The sequence below is a fragment of the Acidobacteriota bacterium genome (assembly GCA_016208495.1).
Lineage (GTDB): Bacteria > Acidobacteriota > Blastocatellia > Chloracidobacteriales > Chloracidobacteriaceae > JACQXX01.
This window is the reverse complement of sequence record JACQXX010000077.1, coordinates 1-18,612: the sequence shown is the minus strand read 5'-3', so window position 1 is coordinate 18,612 and position 18,612 is coordinate 1. Positions and strand designations below refer to the sequence as shown.

General features: G+C 51.2%; 9 protein-coding genes. 7 read left to right on the top strand and 2 right to left on the bottom strand.

The window, feature by feature from the left end; translation table 11 throughout:
- Positions 1 to 4: 4 nt before the first annotated feature.
- From yfcC to HY774_14940, 5 genes are all read left to right on the top strand, one after another.
- Positions 5 to 1,459 (top strand): putative basic amino acid antiporter YfcC, encoded by a 1,455-nt coding sequence (gene yfcC / locus HY774_14960; protein ID MBI4749785.1) that lies wholly within the window; start codon positions 5 to 7, stop codon positions 1,457 to 1,459.
- Between the two features lie 270 nt (positions 1,460 to 1,729).
- Positions 1,730 to 4,915, top strand: coding sequence for a TonB-dependent receptor (locus tag HY774_14955; protein ID MBI4749784.1), 3,186 nt, complete (start codon positions 1,730 to 1,732; stop codon positions 4,913 to 4,915).
- A gap of 308 nt (positions 4,916 to 5,223) precedes the next feature.
- Positions 5,224 to 6,069 carry a MurR/RpiR family transcriptional regulator gene (locus HY774_14950; protein MBI4749783.1) on the top strand — a complete coding sequence of 282 codons (846 nt, stop codon included), beginning with the start codon at positions 5,224 to 5,226 and terminating at the stop codon, positions 6,067 to 6,069.
- Positions 6,070 to 6,310: 241 nt separating this feature from the next.
- On the top strand, positions 6,311 to 7,213 hold the full coding sequence (locus tag HY774_14945; protein MBI4749782.1) for an exo-alpha-sialidase: 903 nt from the start codon (positions 6,311 to 6,313) through the stop codon (positions 7,211 to 7,213).
- 701 nt (positions 7,214 to 7,914) lie between these two features.
- A complete protein-coding gene (locus HY774_14940; protein MBI4749781.1) occupies positions 7,915 to 11,166 on the top strand; it encodes a right-handed parallel beta-helix repeat-containing protein in 3,252 nt (1,083 codons plus the stop codon).
- 51 nt (positions 11,167 to 11,217) lie between these two features.
- On the opposite strand, the gene HY774_14935 is transcribed toward HY774_14940, so the two are convergent.
- Positions 11,218 to 15,066 carry an SAM-dependent DNA methyltransferase gene (locus tag HY774_14935; GenBank protein ID MBI4749780.1) on the bottom strand — a complete coding sequence of 1,283 codons (3,849 nt, stop codon included), beginning with the start codon at positions 15,064 to 15,066 and terminating at the stop codon, positions 11,218 to 11,220.
- Between the two features lie 106 nt (positions 15,067 to 15,172).
- Between HY774_14935 and HY774_14930 the strand changes: the two genes are divergently transcribed.
- Together HY774_14930 and HY774_14925 are read left to right on the top strand one after the other, a co-directional pair.
- Positions 15,173 to 15,415: a hypothetical protein gene (locus tag HY774_14930; GenBank protein ID MBI4749779.1), complete on the top strand. Its 243-nt coding sequence runs from the start codon at positions 15,173 to 15,175 to the stop codon at positions 15,413 to 15,415.
- Positions 15,382 to 15,747 carry a hypothetical protein gene (locus HY774_14925; protein ID MBI4749778.1) on the top strand — a complete coding sequence of 122 codons (366 nt, stop codon included), beginning with the start codon at positions 15,382 to 15,384 and terminating at the stop codon, positions 15,745 to 15,747. The genes HY774_14930 and HY774_14925 overlap by 34 nt, the downstream gene beginning before the upstream one ends.
- Positions 15,748 to 16,061: 314 nt before the next feature.
- On the opposite strand, the gene HY774_14920 is transcribed toward HY774_14925, so the two are convergent.
- Positions 16,062 to 18,374 (bottom strand): hypothetical protein, encoded by a 2,313-nt coding sequence (locus HY774_14920; protein ID MBI4749777.1) that lies wholly within the window; start codon positions 18,372 to 18,374, stop codon positions 16,062 to 16,064.
- Positions 18,375 to 18,612 lie beyond the last annotated feature (238 nt).

Here is an 18,612-nt window from a genome sequence, read left to right as displayed (position 1 = left end):
CCTGATGCTTTCACTGCTGGTGATTCTCCTCGTTGTGGGAGGGTTCCTGTTTCGATCAACCGCACCGGACGCTCCCAGATTTTGGGGGTTTCCCAATACCTATGTGCTGATTTTTTCAGTGCTGGTGGTCACGGCGATGGCCACCTGGGTGATTCCCAGCGGCAAATACGAACGCGCCAAAGACAAAGAAGGCCGTGAAATTGTGGTGGCTGGTTCGTTTCATCGGGTCGAACAAACCCCGCAGGGTGTGGACAAGCTCCTGCAAGCGCCGATCAAAGGGATTGCCCAGGCCATTCCAATCATAAGCTTTATTTTTATCATCGGCGGTGCCTTCGCAGTCTTAAACAAGACCGGAACCATTGATGTCAGCATTTACTGGGTGGTCGAGCGGCTCAAGGACCGGGGCGAACTTCTGATTCCGATTGTGATGGGACTGTTTTCACTGGGCGGCGCCATTATCGGGATGAGCGAAGAAACCATTCCCTTTGTCCTGGTTTTTATTCCGCTCGCGATGGCGCTTGGCTATGACTCGATTGTTGGTGTCTCAATGTGTTTTGTCGGTGCGGGCCTTGGCTTTGCCGGCGCCATGCTCAACCCGTTCACCGTTGGAATCGCTCAGGGAATTTGTGAACTCAAGCCATTTTCAGGTATGGGCTATCGAACAATTGTCTATTTTGTGATTGTGATTGTCGGCATCAGCTATGTGATGTGGTATGCCCGGCGGATTAAGGCCAATCCCGAGTTGAGCCCGGTCTTCTATATTGATGAAGAACGTCGCCGGGAAGCCAAAACGGTTGAAATCGGTCCCCAGCAATTTGAAACCTCGCACTTTCTGGTGCTGGTTACATTTTTGTCAGCGCTGGTGATTCTGGTGTTGGGTGTGATCAAGTTTCACTGGTACATCCCGGAAATGGCCGCCATCTTTTTGGGAACCGGCATTTTGGTCGGGATTTTGGGCAAAATGCCCGCCAATGAGATTGCGGAAAGTTATGTGGCGGGTGTGAAAGACATTGCCGGTGCCGCGCTGGTGGTTGGCCTCTCACGCAGCATCCTGGTGATTGCCCAGGACGGCAATATTCTCGACACGATTTTGTATTCGCTCTCCGGTTTGATTGGCTCTGGGTCGCCACTCTTTGCCGCCCAGATGCAGTTTGTGGTTCAAACCCTGTTGAATCTTCTGGTTCCATCTGGGAGCGGGCACGCCGCACTGACGATGCCGTTGATGGGGCCGCTGTCTGATCTGGTGGGCGTTACCCGGCAAACTTCAGTGCTGGCGTTTCAATTTGGCGAAGGGTTTACGACGCTGGTGGTGCCGACTTCCGGCGTGACCATGAGTGTTTTGTCGCTGGCGAAAATCCCCTGGAAAGACTGGTTTAAGTTTATGTGGCCGTTGCAAGTCATCCTGGCCATCTGCGGGAGTCTGCTTTTGATTTGGCCAGTTCTCACCAACTGGCAATAGTCTTTGAACTTATGAATTATGAATTATGAATTATGAGTGAGTTAAATAGTTTGAGAAGAATCATTTAACTCAGTGATGGCCTGCTGGGGTCAGAAGATCAATCGGACATTACAATGCAAAAGAAAGATTGCCTGACGGCAGTCGAGCGGAAGCTTTGCCCTGAACGAAATGACGACGTCCAGAGAAAGCGGAGTCTGATTTTTTCATAATTCATAATTTGGCTCATGGCGATCAAACATTAACATTTTTAAGACTTTAGGGAGAAAGACCATGTTGTATCTCACCCCCCTCATTCAACTGGCGAAGCAGCTTGTTCGAACCGGCGCCCTGGGGCTGCTGGCCATCGCACTGGTTGGGGTTGTTTCGATGAATTCGTTGGCCCAGACCGCACGTGGACGTCTGGTTGGTGCTGTCACCGACGCTCAGAATCTGGCGCTGGCTGGTGCCACCGTGACGGCCACTAACATGGCGACCAATTTTTCACGAACGGCTACAACCAGTGAGAGTGGTGATTTCACGATTGTGGAATTACCGCCTGGGACCTATACCGTGACCGTCGAAGTTGAAGGCTTTAAAAAGGCCACGCAAACCGTAGAGATCAATATTGCCCGTGACACGCGCACGGAAATTGCGCTCGAAGTCGGTGCCTCCTCTGATGTGGTGACCGTTGAAGCCGGGTCACCCTTGATCAATACCACCAACACCGATCTGGGTGGAACACTCGACAATAAACAATTGATCGAATTGCCGCTCAACGGTCGTGATTTCCAGGACCTGATTGGGCTGCGCCCTGGATTTCAGCGTCAGCCGGGCGGCGGGTTTGGCACAACCAACGTCAACGGGTCGCGCAATACCTCAAACAACTTCCAGTTGGATGGGATCAGCAACAACGATAACTATTCCGGAACAGTTGCGCAGGGACAGGAAGGCGTCAACGTCAAGTCGGGCGGGTTTTTGCCGGTGGATGCAGTTGAGGAATTCACGCTGACTTATGCGCCGTCAGCCCAGTATGGGTCGAAAGCTGGTGGGGTGGTCAACGTGGCGATCAAGTCGGGCACCAACGAGTTCCACGGTTCGCTCTATGAATTCTTCCGCAATGACAAACTCGATGCCCGGGCCTTTTTTAATGCCACTCGCGATTCAAACACGGGGGCGCCGCTGGCCAAAAACCCCCTTCGGATGAACCAGTTTGGCTTTACCCTTGGTGGTCCGATTGTCAAAGACAAGCTGTTCTTTTTTGGCAACTACGAAGGCCAGCGCGTGCGTCAGGCCGAAAGTTTGACCGTGTTTTCACCCGGTGCGGCTTCAATTGCCCGGGCGACCCCAAATGGTGGTATCAACCCATTAAGCGCCCGGTTGCTGTCACTGTTTCCGCTGGGTGATGCCAATGACAGCGCGGTGGTAACATTTCCATCGTTTAGCGATATTGACAACTACATTGTCAAACTCGACTACAACATCAACGCCAATAACACGATCAACGGCAAATACCTGTTGGGCAACACCAGCCAGTCTGAAGTGGATAACTTTTATCTGCGCCCGGAAGACATTGCGTCCAATGATCAGCGGTCACAGAGTCTGGGGCTGAGCTACACATCGGTCATCAAACCGGAAATCGTCAACGAAGTTCGGTTTGGCTACACCCGGTTGTTCCAGGAAATCGCTCCGCTCAATAAAGACTTCAATCCAGCAGACATCGGATTTGTGACCGGGATTACCGATCCAACCCGTGGTGGGATGCCGCGGATTCGAATCAGCGGGTTTGATACCTTTGGTGGACGTGCCACCAATCTGATTTCCGATCCAAGCGAAACCTATTCAATTCTGGACAACATTACCTGGACGCGTGGTCGTCATTCGTTCAAGTTCGGTGGTGATTTCCGCTATGACCGGGCGGTCAATACCCGTGACCTGGCGGCGCGTGGTGAATTTCGCTTCCGCTCGCTGAGTGATTTTCTGGCCGGTCGGGTGGACCGGGCGTCAGTTCTGACCGGGAGCACCCTGCGTGAAGTGAGCCAGACGAGCTGGTCATTGTTTGCCCAGGATGATTTCAAAATCCGTCCAAACCTGACCCTGAACTTTGGGGTGCGCTATGAATTCTTCGGCGTGCTCAACGAAGCCAACAACCTGCTGGCCAATTTCATTCCAGGTGTCGGTTTGCAACAGGTTGGGGCTGATCTCGACAAGCCGTATGAAAATGATTTGAACAACTTTGCGCCACGCCTTGGGATTGCCTGGGATGTGAAGGGCACTGGCCGGACCGTGGTTCGCGCCAACTGGGGGATGTACTATGATCCGCCGGCACTCTCGGCCTTCATCGGTCAAACCGGCACGGTCAATGCGGTTTCCCCAACCCTGGGTCTAAACTTCAACCCGGTGGGTTCCATCAACAGCTACATTGTGCGTCCACGTGGTTCGAGCCTGAACTGGAGACTGGGCGAGCAAATCTTCCCATCGCTGGAAATTCCAGATAGTTTCCTGGACGTGCTCGGAATTGATCAGAACATCCGCACGCCGTTTACCCACAGCTACAGCCTCAACATCCAGCAGAAACTCTGGGATAATGCTTCACTCGAAGTGGCCTACGTTGGCAACCGTGGGACGCGGCTCTATTCGCTGTCAGACATCAACCAGATTTTCGACGTCGAAAACGAACTTCGTCCGTTTGACAATCAGTTGCTCAACGCCGATGGTGACCCGCTATTCCAGTATGTCAACTTCCTGACCTCAACAGGAAATTCAAATTACAACGCCCTGCAGACCACCTTTACCCAGCGCAACTGGCGCGGGGTGACAGCCCTGGTTGGGTATACCTATGCCAAATCAATGGATACGGCATCGTCAAATCGCCCGGTCAACCCACAGAATTCAAACAACATCCGCGCCGAACGCGCCCGCTCGGACTTTGACGTCAAACACCGCTTTACCGGCAGCGTGTCATATGAAATTCCAACCATGACGTTCTTGCCGACAGTGGTTGGCAAAGGCTGGACCGTCAACACATTGATGACGTTCCAGACTGGTCGTCCGGTGGATGTGTTCTATGGCGATGATTTCTCAGGGTTCTTTGAATTCAATGACCGTCCAAACATCATCGGCGATTTGAGCCTGATCAAATTCCGACCAGGTCAACGGCTGGATCGCAATATTCTGAACCAGGTGTTTGCCGCCCCCGATTTTGGAACCTTTGGCAATGCTGGTCGCAATATTCTGACGGCACCAGGCTTCACGATTGTGGATTTTTCGGTGACCAAGAACACTCAAATCACTGAGCGGTTGCGATTGCAGTTCCGGGCAGAGTTCTTCAATATTGCCAACAATCCAGAATTTGCCCAGCCACGCGGCGACTTGCTGAACTCGCAGTTCGGTCGTCTGGGCGACACGGCTGATCGCGGCAACCCGCTGTCATCAGGCGGTCCGCGTCGGATTCAGTTTGCCTTGAAGTTGACGTTTTAAAAACCGGGGCTGAGAAAACCAGGGCTTGGGGCTGAAGAAGGTGGGCTGAGAAAACCAGGGCTTGGGGCTTGGGGCTGAAGACAACGGGTTTAAATACCCTCAGCCCGAAAGTCTTCAGCCCTCTCCCGTGAGGGCAATCGAATGGATTTTTCGACTTATTATGATTGATCGTGATAGTTTTTATGACTCAATGGACGTTGCCGTTACGCTATTTCCATTGTGTCATTTTAAGTCATTCAAATCATTGCGCCTTTTCGAAACTCCCATACCCCGAACCCCGAACCCCGAACCCTGCAACCCTCAAAATTATGGAACACACCCTTCGCACTCGGATACTCACCCGCTATGACCAGCTCACTGACAACTTTAAGAAGCTGGCTGACTTTCTGCTCAATTCACCAACTGAAGTGCCGTTGCTCTCAAGCGCGGCACTGGGGAATCGGGTCGGGGTCAGCAATGCCACGGTCGTGCGGTTTGCCCAGATGCTGGGCTACGAAGGATATCCCGACCTGAAAACTGACCTGCTCCGTGACTTGCGTGAGGAACTCAAACCCGAAGAGCGCTTTAAGCTGGCCAGCAAACGCGGGCAGGAAGACACGCTGATCCGGGTGGCCAAGCAGGATGTGTACAACATCAATCACACGATTGCGCGGATTCACAGTGAGGAATTTCGCGAAATCGTTGACTGCATTGCCCGTTCGCGCAAAGTGTTGATTCTGGGCGTTGGATTGTCGGCATCCCTGGCACGGCTGGCGTCTTATTTACTCCAGCAGGTTGGGGTCGAAGCGATTTCCTCTGATGCCGAGGTGACGCCCATCGAAGAAAAAATCCTGCGACTCAAGCGCCAGGATCTGGTGATTGGATTTTCGTTTCCGCCCTATTCAGTCACCACGCTGCAATTTGCCGAACTGGCCCGGCGTGAAAATATCCCGTTGATGACGATTACCGATAAAGCCACGTCTCCGATGGCATTGATTGCCGAATACAAGCTGTTTATTACTAACGAGAATATTTTGTTTACCAATTCTTTCGCGGCGTTTGCGGTTGTGATCAATGCCATTGCGACTGAAATCGGCCTGCGCAACCACAAACAACTGGTTCGCGAAAATGAACGCATCGTCCAGACACTCGAGCAGTTTTACCAGAAAAAATGAGAGAAAGCCCCGACCTCAACCGCGAAGCGGTAGGGCGGGGATGAATTGAAAAAATTGTATTTTCCTTAGCCCGATACCCTCAGCCCAAAATGATATTACCTGACCCTGCCCTCAATGATATTGACACTCCCCTACGGTGTTGGAGGAGGTGAAACTTGGAAATCACCACTCGCATTCAACTTGTTCAAAGCCTTCCCGGCGTGGAACATGGTTAGGGCAGCCAAAGAAATTTACCGGCCAGATGGCCGTTCAGATATTTTCTTCGGACAACGGCGGCAAATCCTGGTCACCTGGCGTCCAGACCATCGCGGGTGAATTTGACGGCACGAAAATGGCAATTCATCCGTCACAATCGAAAGTTTATTTCGCGGCTGCTAAATTTACTGAAGATATGAAGGTTGATGTTTTTCTCACGACCTGTGGGAAAGGTGACGGGATTGGCCGTTCGACCGTGATTGACAGTCAGGGAAAAATGAGGAGCTTTACGCAACCGGTCGTCTTGAGCAATGGCACCCTGGTCGTGCCAATGGCTGGGGAAAGCGGCGAAGCCTGGGTGTATGTTTCAACCACCGAAGGCCAGACGTTTTCCGGACCGTTTCCAGTGACAAAGAAATTGGGCCGGGCAAAAGGGTACTTCCAACTGGTTGTGGATCAGAGCCAGTCGCCAACCAGGGATCGCGTCTACTTTATTCGTGCGGCGGGGCCCGCCGGGCAATATGATGGCATTTGGGTGAATGCTTCGAGTGACGGTGGACAAACCTGGTCGAGTGACATCCGGGTTGATTCGGTGGCGTCTCAACCTCAAGGCCAGGCGATTGTGCCTTCTGCCGCCGTGAATAACGCCGGAGTCCTGTGTGTATCGTGGGTTGACCGCCGGCATGATCCCCGGAAAAATGACCTGTATGCCACGCTCTCCCTGGATGGTGGAAAGACTTTTATCGCACCTGTGCGCGTCACTGATATCAGCAGTGACCCGGCAACGCCAGGGAATGCGGACGTCGCCAATAAGTTTCCTGGTGGTGGGCATTACCTTGCGATGGCGGCCAAACCCGATGGGAGCTTTCAACTGGTGTGGTCCGATAGTCGAACGGGTGTTTTCCAACTTCAGACCTGTACGCTCAAGCCTGAAAAATCTGAAAAATAGTCATCTGTCTTCCGGTTTCTGGCTATAGCCTTTCAGGTAAAAGGTTCAGAGTATCGTCTTTAGACGAGAGCGTTTTTTGGCGTCCTACTCGTCATGTCTCCTGCCTGAAGACGTTACTCTGAACCGAAATCATTTTCTGAAACGCTATCACATCTGGATGACTGAAATTTTCTGCCCTAAACCAGATTTTTCTTGACTTTACCCAAATGAAAAAAGTATGGTCAGCCTCAGTTTTGAACATTCTAAAAATTCTCAACCAGTTCAACGAAGCCTCCTTTGTTTCAAGCCAATGCCTTAAAGCTGATTGGTTATTGCTTTAGACGTAACCCCAATTGCGTTTCAGGAGGGAAGCCAAGCCCCCTTATCTTTCGCTTCCATTCCTTATTTATTTTGTTGTTCATCCAATCAAACCAATTCAGTGTGGTGATCTCTTTCTAACTTCACCACCACTTAAAAGGTGTCGTCTTTCCTGGTACCCGCGAACCGGGATTTTTCTATAGCACGGCCAACTCAGTTATCTTGCCCATGTGGGCAGTGACGGGGCTGTGTTTTTGTTGCCCTAAAACAACAAGTGGAAATTCCAGTGCTTCCCCAATCAGCCAGACTGATTATGAGAAAACTCACAGAAGGAATTACCGGAAATGTTGCAGGTTGTCTCAAACTCCAATGTAAAGCTGGAGTTACCCCCAGGAGAAAATACCATGTCGAATCCTTCCCCCCATTCCAGGCATTTCACTTTGAATCTCAAGCGTGTAAAAGGTTTATATCTGGTACTGGTTACCACCCTGGCGCTTGGCACTGCCTTTTTGACTGACCAGAGATTGCACCTGACCCCCCCGGTTTATTCAGCCACCTTATGTGTTAATCCTGGCGGAACCAGTGGGTGTTTTGCTTCGATTCAGGCAGCAATTACGGCAGCCAATCCAGGTGACATTATCAATGTGGCTCCCGGCACATACACGGAAAACATCGTTCTCAACAAAAGTGTCACCCTCAACGGCGCGCAAGCCGGTGTGGATGCCCGAGGACGTGTCGTCGGTGCCCCCAACCCGGCGGTTGAATCTATTATCACTGCCGGGAGCGGCACTCTGATCCAACTTCAAACCGGAGCTGCCGGCGCCATCATCAATGGATTTGCTTTTCAGGGTGGAAATCGGGCTGTTGAGTCTAGCTCAGGGCCGATTGATCGCATTCGCCTCCTCAACAACCACGTTGCTGGTTTTACCGGCAACGGGATTTTTCTCAACGATACCGGCATTGACATTACTGTGAACCAGAATGTGATTGATGGGACATCAAAGACCGGGAGTGGCGGGTTGTTTCATCTCGACACGGATAATTTCGATGGCTTCCGCTTTACCAGTAACATCATCCGAACTGGTCCCACGGCGACGGGGTTCTTTGTGGATGGCAATCACAATGTCGGTCTGAGCGCCACCCGGTCACCATTGATTGGTGGAAATTTGATCACGGATATTCAAACGGGGATGAATTTGGGCAGTCGGGCATTTGAGTTCGGGACTATTCGTGGGAACACGTTTCAGAATAGTGGATTCGACGGCTTACAGGGCGGCATTCAAAACACCCTGATTACCGGCAACGTGTTTCATAACAATGGCCGGAGCGGCCTGGCGTTGACTTCATTTGGAAATATGGGGGCAGATCGTGGCGCCCAGAACTGCACCATTACCTGCAACACTTTTACAAATAACGGCTTTACCCAAAATTCGGGCGATACGGCTGGTGGTGGCATTACTTTTAGTGCCACTCAAGTCGTCGGCTCCATTGCCACCAACCATACCAACACCAACAATATCTCAGGCAATTTTGCCGGTGCCCGCTACACCGGTGTCGAACTCATTGATGTTGAAAATAACTGGTGGGGAAATGCCACCGGGCCGACGGTGGCCGGGAATCCAGGTGGGACGGGAGATCGGATCGCCGGGGTGGGCGCGGCCAACCTTGATTTTGCGCCATTCCAGACAACGGCGCTGGCCGACACCGATAGCGATGGCTTGCTTGATGCCTGTGAACCGCTCTGCACACCAGCACCTGCAAATTTAGTGAGCTGGTTTCCCGGTGATGGCAATGCTGGCGATATTGAAGATGGCAACCCTGGCAGCGTGCAGAATGGCGCTGGTTTTGCCCCTGGCTTTGTCGGCCAGGCATTTAGCCTCGATGGGGTTGATGATTTCGTCAACGTACCTGATGCGGCCAATCTTGATTTTAGCCCAACCGGTCCGATTACGGTTGATATGTGGGTCTTTCGAACGGCGGCCAATCCGGTGATGTATCTGCTTGGAAAACAAACGGCTTGTGGCAGCATCAACTATCAACTTGGTCAGGACGCCACCCGCGGTTTGTACTTTGCCGGAGATACCGGATCTGGAGTCAATACCAATGTCAGCTTGCCGCTTGATACCTGGACGCATCTGGCAGCCACGTTTGATGGAACGACCTGGCGCTTTTATATCAATGGCACCGAAGCCGCCAACACCAACGCTGGCGGTACGCTGGGGCCAACCAATGCCGCTCCGCTTGAAATCGGGGCCTCGGGCACCTGTGGGAATACTTTCCCTGGATTGATTGATGAAGTTGAAATCTTTAACCGGGCGCTGGGTGCTTCAGAAATTCAGGCCATTTTTAATGCCGGCACTGGGGGCAAGTGTAAGGTTCCCGAGCTTGTCGCCGCCGGCGCCACCATTGTCACCGAAGGCTGTAACCCAGGAAACGGCGCCATTGACCCCGGTGAGACGGTGACCGTCAGTTTGTGTATTCAAAATATCGGAAGCGCAAATACCTCAGCGCTGATGGGCACGTTACAGGCCACGGGCGGCGTGACCGATATTCAGGCGCCAAATCCACAACTCTATGGAGTGGTTATTGCCGGAGGCTCTGCCGTTTGTGCTGAGTTTACTTTTACAGCAACAGGGACCTGCGGCGATATGCTGACCGCCTCGCTCCAATGTCAGGATAGCACCACTGATTTGGGAACGCTGACCTACGACTTCACACTGGGGACACCGGGACCAACCTGTTGCATCACACCCTGCACCACCTGCCCCAGCCTGTATGTCGCCGACACCAGTAATAACCGGGTTCAAATGTTTGATGGCATGGTCTGGTCCCTTGTTGGAGTTGGGACGGTGGGTTCTGGAAATGGTCAGTTCCGATTGCCCGAAGCCGTCACTTTTGACGTGAATAACCGGATCTATGTCGCCGACACCGGCAATAACCGCATTCAATGGTCAACCGACAGCGGAATGACCTGGGCCAATTTTGCCACGATTGGGTCAGGATCAAATCAGGTGCGGTCACCACAGGGGCTGGTCATTGACGCTGATGGAAATCTGTATGTTTCAGACACCGGCAATGGGCGAGTGATGCGGTTTGATGGAGGGCTACCTGGAAATGCAGTGATCATCGCCTCCAACGGGGCCGCCAGCGGTCAGGTTGGTAGCCCGCGTGGTCTGGCCGTGGATGCCACGTTCCGGCTGTTTGTCACCGATGAATCCAACAGTCGTATTTTGCGCATCAACAACGCCAACACGGTGATAACTTCGACCTCAGGTGTCATCATTGCCACGATTGGATCAGCCTCGAACAAAGTCAGAAATCCGCAGGGAGTGGCCCTTGATGAAGATGGCAACCTCTATGTGGCTGATACTGGGAATTCCCGAATCTTGCGGTGGATCAACGCCAATCCGAATAACAGCACGACGCTGGCGCTGACTGGTTCAGGTTTGGGTCAGGTCAACCGGCCTGAAGGTGTTACGGTGAGTGAATTTACCACCGGACCATTTTCCGGTGGACCGTTGCTGGTGGTGGGCGATACCTCAAATAACCGCATCCAGGGACGGTTTGTCCCGACTGGCGGTTGGATGCTGGTCGGTGCTCCCAACGGTGTCGGCTCTGGGGTGGGCCAGTTCCGAGCACCGTCCAAAATCCGGTAGGAGCATTTGTTCCTTCACGGATGACGGATGCGTGCAAAATGCCGAACCCATTTATTTGCCGTGAATAAACCATTGCCACAAAATTCGGGCGACTTGTTCACGCATTTTGTCGGATCCGGCATAGTTTCCAACTTGCTCATTAATGGCTTCTCTGGCCTGTTGCATGCGAAGACGCATTCTATCGACTATTTCCTTACAGCCTGCTTCGGAATCCGGAATGGTGACTTTTCCACGGATTCCTTCATGAGCCAGACCAAAAAGCAATTCCACTTCCGCCCGACTTTTGCATTCCAGCCGGACAACCGGCTTTTTCCCAAAAGAAAGCGTGGTTGATTCCAGAAAATTATCTGCGGGTGGCAACCGGACGGCTCCAGTGGGAAGTTCGACTGTTTTTGCGGTAGGGTTGGCACGTTGGATCCATTGAGCCAGCGGAGTTTGAAAATCCACGTCAAGCTGCTTCCAGGCTTCTTCCGCCAAATCGTTGGCAGAAACATTGGTCCGTCCTCCACCTTTGCGCTGCTCCATTTTTTGGACTTCGACAATGCGAACGGCACGGAAAAAGCGTGTTACTTCTTCATAGAGTTTGTCCAGCAATTGACGGCGACGGGAAGCATCGGCAACCCCAAGCAGTTCAAAAACGGCATCATCCAATTCACGCCGGTCCGGATGTTGAAGCTCAAGCGGAAGACCAAGGGGAAGTTGCGCTATTTCGCGAATGGCGGTCGCGTTTTTACAATTGCGGAAAGTTTCTTCCAGCAAATGGGTTACTTCACGTTTTTGCATTCGTGCGAATGCCGATTTCAGACGTTGTGTGATGGCTTGCGTGGTACAGTGAGGGTCCGGGATTTCCAGCAAGACAACATCCACCACTTCAGTCTTCAAATTGCCTTCCGTTCCGGCATACCGACCATAGAACGTTTTGAAAAATGCAACCAACGTTGAGTTCAGAATTGCCATTAACGCTTGTGCTGTCTGAAGTTCAAGATTTGGTGCGTGCAAATCAAATAAATTGTGATTGCAAACCAATTGAAATGGATTCGCTGGGATGATGTGTCTATATTGTTGTGCCATCGGCCAAAACCCGATTCCTGGTTTTAGTCCAGTTACATCGTACCAAAGTGATCGCCCCGCACAGGTTGCGCGTTCCGGAACAGGAACCGCTTTTGATTTGCTTGAAGCGAATGTTTGCGTGCTTCCCCAAGTAATGAATTGGTGGACAAGCGTATCTTTCAATTCTTCCAATGGTTGATTGACCCACAACACAACCCGGTCAAGTTGCTCGGGCGTTACGATTGGACGGTCAATTCTCATCAGGTTATGCACTTCAGGGCGAACAAACTGCGCCTCAATCGGATGCCAGGTGCCGTCGCCGCATTCGACAATGACCACTTTTCCATTCTCAACATCGGTTCGCTGGCAGCCCTGCATCAGTGGGGCGTTGTTCCAGCCCGAGTCGGTCGGATACTGCTCCAGCACTTTGGCGCTCACATTGCGCGGCATAAAGAAATCATCACAGCCGCTTTTAATGCCAAACCGGATGGTAGCCACGTCTCCCAAACGGACAAACCGGCTTCCGAATTCGCGCATGAGGTCAAAATACAAATCGGGTGCCCGCAGGTAGCGTCCCCATTTCCCGCCTCCATAAGCCCGCGATGAGGTTCCGTCACCTTCAGGCGAGGTTGGGGGAAGAGAGGCGGAACCCGGCGCTTTGCGGCCTTTACGGAGTTTCACAGGGTTTTCCGGTTCATTGTCCTCTTCAAGTTCCGCGCCGCTGTGTTTGAGGCGCTCAAACATTTCAGCCACCGAAAGGCCGTCCGTCCACAAATCACCCTGTTTTTTGAGCAGGATGCGCATTCGTTCGGTATGGGTATCCTTTTTGGTTTGTAAAATCGAGTCGCGCAAGGCTTCGGCGGCTTTTTGGCGTTGCACTTCATCGGCGCGAGGCCCAAGCAGTTCCGCAATCGGTTTCGTCAGGCGGACAAATCGAACCAGATTGTCGTCCCGTTTTTTCGGGTCTTTGCACCGTTGCAAAATGGTGACGCAGGTTTTGACACGTGCATCCTCAAACCAGGGTTCATTGGTGCTTTCCAAAATCGCTACAATCCGAAAATGTTGAAGTATCCAGCTTTGAAGGGCAAATCCATACCGGACATCCAGCCAGCTTGAAGAGGTTAAAAATCCGAACCACCCGTCTTCCCGCAAATACTGGGCAGCGACCGGCCAAAAGTAGACATGCAAATCGCTTTGTTTGGAAAAGTCGCCCGGAAGCCGTGATTTGGCCGCCACCTGGTGAATATAGTTTTTGGTTTGGTCTACAAACTTTGTGGCTCCCGATTGGGGAATGGCTTCGTGTCGAACATAGGGAGGATTTCCGACCACGGCATCCAAAAGAGGAATTTTGATTGATTGGTATTCGGGTTTTTTGTCGGCATCGGTGAACCCGGTTGGAAGCCGGCAGAAATCGGCATCGGTTGGAACGGCAAAAAAATTCTTCCGGGCGATTCGGGGATAATTTTGTTCGTTCGAAATGTGGCGGGCCGCCAGATTGAGCGTTGCCAAATGTGCCGGAAAAGGATTGATGTCGCATCCGTAGAGACCTTCCAACAAAATCTGGTTGCCGAGGGTCGGGTTTAAATGGTTTTTGCGATAGTAGGCGCGAACCAGAAAGCTGCCGCTCCCGCAGGCCGGGTCAAAGACGATATCTTCGGCCTTGCGGATACAGAAGGCATTGATGACATCCACAATATCTTCATCGGTGTAATGCTGGCCGAACTTATGCCGCTCTTCCGGACTGATGAGCTTTTGGAAGACTCCACCGAGAATATCGCTGGGAATCTCCTTGAAATTGAACTTTTCAACCGCTGTAATGAAGCTGTTCCAGGCTTCAAGCGAATGTGTGCCGGAAAGCGCCGTCAGAGCCGCCCATTCCCTCTGTTCCTCCGTTTCAAGACGACTGTCGTTCGGAAAAAATACCGGTTCGTAGTCGCCGGTCACTTCAACCGCTTCCCGGAATCGTTTGCACAAATAGCGAAGCGCTTTTAAGGACGTATCGGCAGTTGACGGAAAATGCAGTTCGGGCAATGCATTTCTGGCTCGTACCGCCTGGTAAAAGAGGATCCGGTTGCTCAGTACATACGCCATGGTTCGCGCGGCACGGTCAACCGCTTCGCGCCATGAATTTAAGTCGTTGCGGTCAAAGTTCCATTGTTGCTCGCTCGTCATCCATTCCCGCAATCGGGAATCGAAAGCCGAATCGCTGTCAGCTCGCAGACTCAAGTAGTCTCTCAACTCGCGAACCGGACCCAAGGGACCGGCAATATGTGTCTCCAGAACCGAAATGTAAAAATCCGATGGCGGCAGGGCAAAATTTTCACGGCGTCCGGTCAATATTTCCGCAAAGTCAGTCAGAAATTTCGGCAGGAATTCATCACGCAGTTTGGCAACCACCTCTGCTCGTGTAACCTGTTCCGAGCGGTCCAGTTGCAGGCCCAGTTTCCACTCGCCGATACATCGTTCGTGCAAAGGTTTGTCCCATAACGAACAATCAAAGAGGGCGAGGTGTTCGATGTTCCAGGTGAAAAAATAACGACATCCAACCCTGGTCGCTTTCCCAAAGGCATCTTCAAGGAGGCTTGGGAAGAAAGGTGATTTGCCTTGAATGGTACCGGGGAGTTTGACTTCGCCGCAGAGAGCGAGTCGCCCGCGTTCTTCAGTACCCTGACCGCGTTCGTAAAAACGCAAATCCTGCCGTTGCAGGCTGCCTTGTCCATATTCTTCAATCGAGGCATCTCCAAATGGGAGTGCCGGGTGTCGGGCAAACAACCCAACCGCCCATTTCGTGACAGTATTGCAAAAGGTGACTTCGTGCTGACGTTCCGAAGAAGCTGTTTTTCGTGACAAAATGGTTACTCCCTTGGATTGATTGAACTTGCGGATTATACCCTTCTTTCCCTTTGTCACAAGGAGATGCATTGACTTTATCGATCACAACTCTCAACTTGTCAGGGTGGGACGAATACATTCCATCGCAGTTTTGGGCAATTTGTTCGGGCACAGGTCGTTTATAGCCCGGCGACCAACGGAAACGCCACTGGGACTGATTGTCGATTTGACCTTCCGGCTCTTTGTCACCGATGCCGGAGACAGCCGGGTGTTGCGGATTGCCAACGTAGCAACGGCGGGAACGGCGTTCACAAGGTCAGTGCTCCGCAGGGGATTAAGATTGACGCTGCTGGAAGGCTCTATGTAGCCGACACCGGAAATAATCGGATTCTCCAGTTTGCCGGGGGCAATGCCGGGCTGGCCATAACATATGGTGGAACCGGGTCGGGCATTGGAGGACTCGCCGGGCAATTTCGGAATCCGGAAGGAGTGGTATTTGCAGGGTTTACCACCGGAATGTTTGCCGGAGGAATGACTCTGGTGGTGGGCGACACGGCCAACAACCGGGTTCAGGCCAGGAAATTGCCGGGAGGGGCATGGACATTGGTTGCCGGTACACCGAACCCACCCCAATCAGCAACCACCGGATCTGGGGTAGGCCAGGGGTCCGGGCACCATCAAGATCAGATGACAAGGTGACAAGGTGACAGGGTGACAGGGTGACAAGGTGACAAGGTGACAGGGTGACAAGGTGACAAAGTGATGAATTCTCAAATTGTCACCTTTCTCAACTGTTATAAGTACCTTGTCATAAGTTTCCCGAAGATATTGGGTTTGGTAAGTGTTTGATCTTTTTCGTGTTTTTCGTGTTTTTCGTGGTTAAAATGTCTGGAAATTTTCGGTAAGGTACTTACCAATTTGCAATGAGACCTTTGTATTAGAAAACAGTCAAATAGTTCAATCAAATAAACTTAGTGAATTACTGACTACTGACTACTGACTACAAACTGGTATTACAATCCAAGCTCGCAAAGTTTGTTCGCCCCAGGGGGTTTCCACCTGCCTGGAGCAAGCATATCAGCCATTCGAGCAGGGTTTTTGATGTGCTGCCCAGTCATCCATTCTTCCGACTGCTGAATCAACGCGCTCCCCTCTTCACCGCCAAGTAACTCACCTCGTCTGCGGCTTGCAGCAGCGGCATAGAGCTTCATATCGGCCCCGGCCAATTTTGTCTCTGCCAAATGTAAATGGTTGATAGCAGCAGTGGTTCTCCCTCGGGTAGCCTCAACCCCGGCGAAAATCAACTCTGCCCAGCCATCGCCATAGGCGATTTTTTCCCGCTTTATTCGTCTGGCATTCGTCTGGGCAATCTTGAGAAAACCGCTGGCATGTCGTTGATGTTGTGCCAGCGACAGGGCCAGGCGTGCCTGAAAATGTAATGTCTCGATAAATATCAATTGAATAGATCGGATTCCCCAACGCAGAATATGAGGCCATCTGGTATTCATTTCTGCCCAGGCTGGGCCTGGATTTGAGCAATAAAGCCCAATTTCAGACTGTCCAAGTAGTTTCCAGTAGTCGTGGAGGTGAAAGCTGTGTTGACTCCACAAATTACTGGTGTGCTCTAATTCATTCAGGGCTTTTTCCGGTTTGTCTTCAGCCAAATAATTCAGATAGACAACATAAGTGCCTAAATTTGTCAGCATCAATAAATTGTCCCTGGCTTTTCCACTGACAAGATACTGTGGGAGCTTTTCCAGTAATTGATTCACATTTCCCTGATAATAAAGGGATCTTAGTCCCCAGGTCACAATGTTTTCTATTCCGCGTATGGCGGATCCATTATCTTCTCCGATACATTCTTTTTGGGTAATTTCTTCTCCGACACGAAAGGAATGCCATGCCTCTTTCCAGTTGCCCTGAGAAAATGAAGTCATACACCTTCCAAAATGAACCATGGCACATAATTCTGAGTTCGCTATCCGTTGAGCTAACTCCTCAGCCATTTCGATAAATTTTAATGATGTTTTGTTCTTTCGTGTTCCGCTAAAGGCTAAAAATATGCTTTCGTACATCAAGGCTTTGGTCAATCGGTAGGGTTCACCTGCTTTTAATGCCAGTAAAAAATGTTTCGTCTGCAAATCATATGCCTGGAGTGGATTGACACCTACCAGGGAATCAATGGCAGTAAAGAGTGCGGTGATATGCAGTAATTCCTGATGTGCGATTTCTGATTCAGATCTTTCCCGGTAATTTATCCCTCTCAACCACAGTTTTGTCCGTGCGATTCCAATTGATACCAGGCTTTGCAAGGTATTCTTTGAGAGCTTTTCACCTACTTTCTCCAATACTTGATTGAGGATCTCCAGCCCGTGCTCAATCTGACCGGCGTTAAGAAACTGTTCGGCTGCTTTACGCTGTAACTGCAATTGTTCTGCTCCATTACAATGAGCTACAGTTGATAGATATACCCTGGCTGCTTCAGCACCTCTCCCGGCATTTGCCAACGCATTTGCCATCCCGATTTGGATCTCCTTCATTTGCACCGGCTCAATGGTCACTTTTAAGCTTGAGAGCTGCCGATAAAGCTCGACTGCCCGCTCAAATGCCAGCGATTTTTCGGCCTGTTTGGCCGCCCGAATCGTGTACTCAAAGGCTTTTTCCAGTTCTTCGGCGAGCCTGAAATGTTTTGCCAGACGCTCCAAATCAACCTCTATGGCGCCTTCCAACGCTTGACCCAAACTGTGATGATAGGTTTTGACTAATCCTGGTTCTAAATGGCCTGTGACAACCTCGCGAATTTTATCGTGATAGGTGTCAATCTCCTGAGAGCCGCTTTGGCCGGTGGAGCGAAGTAAATGACTGTTGCGCAAATAAGAAAACAGATTTTCAATGCTTTCCAAATGACTGGACTCTTTGGCAACTTGATGGGTAACTGGTTGGCCGGCTACGGCAACGACTTCCAGTAACGTGCGTGCAGAGGCTGACAAACTCTCGACCTGCGAGCGAATAACCCGCTCAAGCGTCATTTTTTCATTTTCAGCTTCCGGTCGATTGAGCAGGTTTTTCTCCATCAGATATTTGGTAAGTTCACTGATAAAGAACGGACTGCCATCTGATTCCTGGGCAATTTTTTCAACCTGGTGTTCACTGCTTTCCTTTCCGAGCAGGAGTGTCGTTAGTTGCTTAGCTTCAACCCTGGACAATCGTTGTAAATCAATTTCCCAATATGGAAATTGCCTGTCCAATACCGTTTGAGTTGAAAAGAAACCCTGGAGAAACTGGCTGCTTTCAACCTCTTCACTTCGATAGGCCCCGATAAACAACATTCCAGGAGCATCCGGCGGCTGTAGAATGTCTTTTAACAATCCCACACTATCCAGGTCTCCCCACTGCAAATCATCAATAAAGAGAACCATCCCTCGAACTGGTTGCGAGTTTTAAGCCTTACAAAACTCCCGTAAGTTGATGAGGGTAAAGGCCAGAAGTTTGAAGCCTAAATGACGTTGGGCATAGCGCTCAAAGCGAAGAAGAACACGCCTGAATTTGTCTTCCCAGGCAAAG

Excerpts from the sequence above, each read along its gene's own strand:
- yfcC (MBI4749785.1), top strand. The coding sequence starts at position 5 with ATGCTTTCACTGCTGGTGATTCTCCTCGTTGTGGGAGGGTTCCTGTTT.
- HY774_14955 (MBI4749784.1), top strand. The coding sequence starts at position 1,730 with ATGTTGTATCTCACCCCCCTCATTCAACTGGCGAAGCAGCTTGTTCGA.
- HY774_14950 (MBI4749783.1), top strand. The coding sequence starts at position 5,224 with ATGGAACACACCCTTCGCACTCGGATACTCACCCGCTATGACCAGCTC.
- HY774_14945 (MBI4749782.1), top strand. The coding sequence starts at position 6,311 with ATGGCCGTTCAGATATTTTCTTCGGACAACGGCGGCAAATCCTGGTCA.
- HY774_14940 (MBI4749781.1), top strand. The coding sequence starts at position 7,915 with ATGTCGAATCCTTCCCCCCATTCCAGGCATTTCACTTTGAATCTCAAG.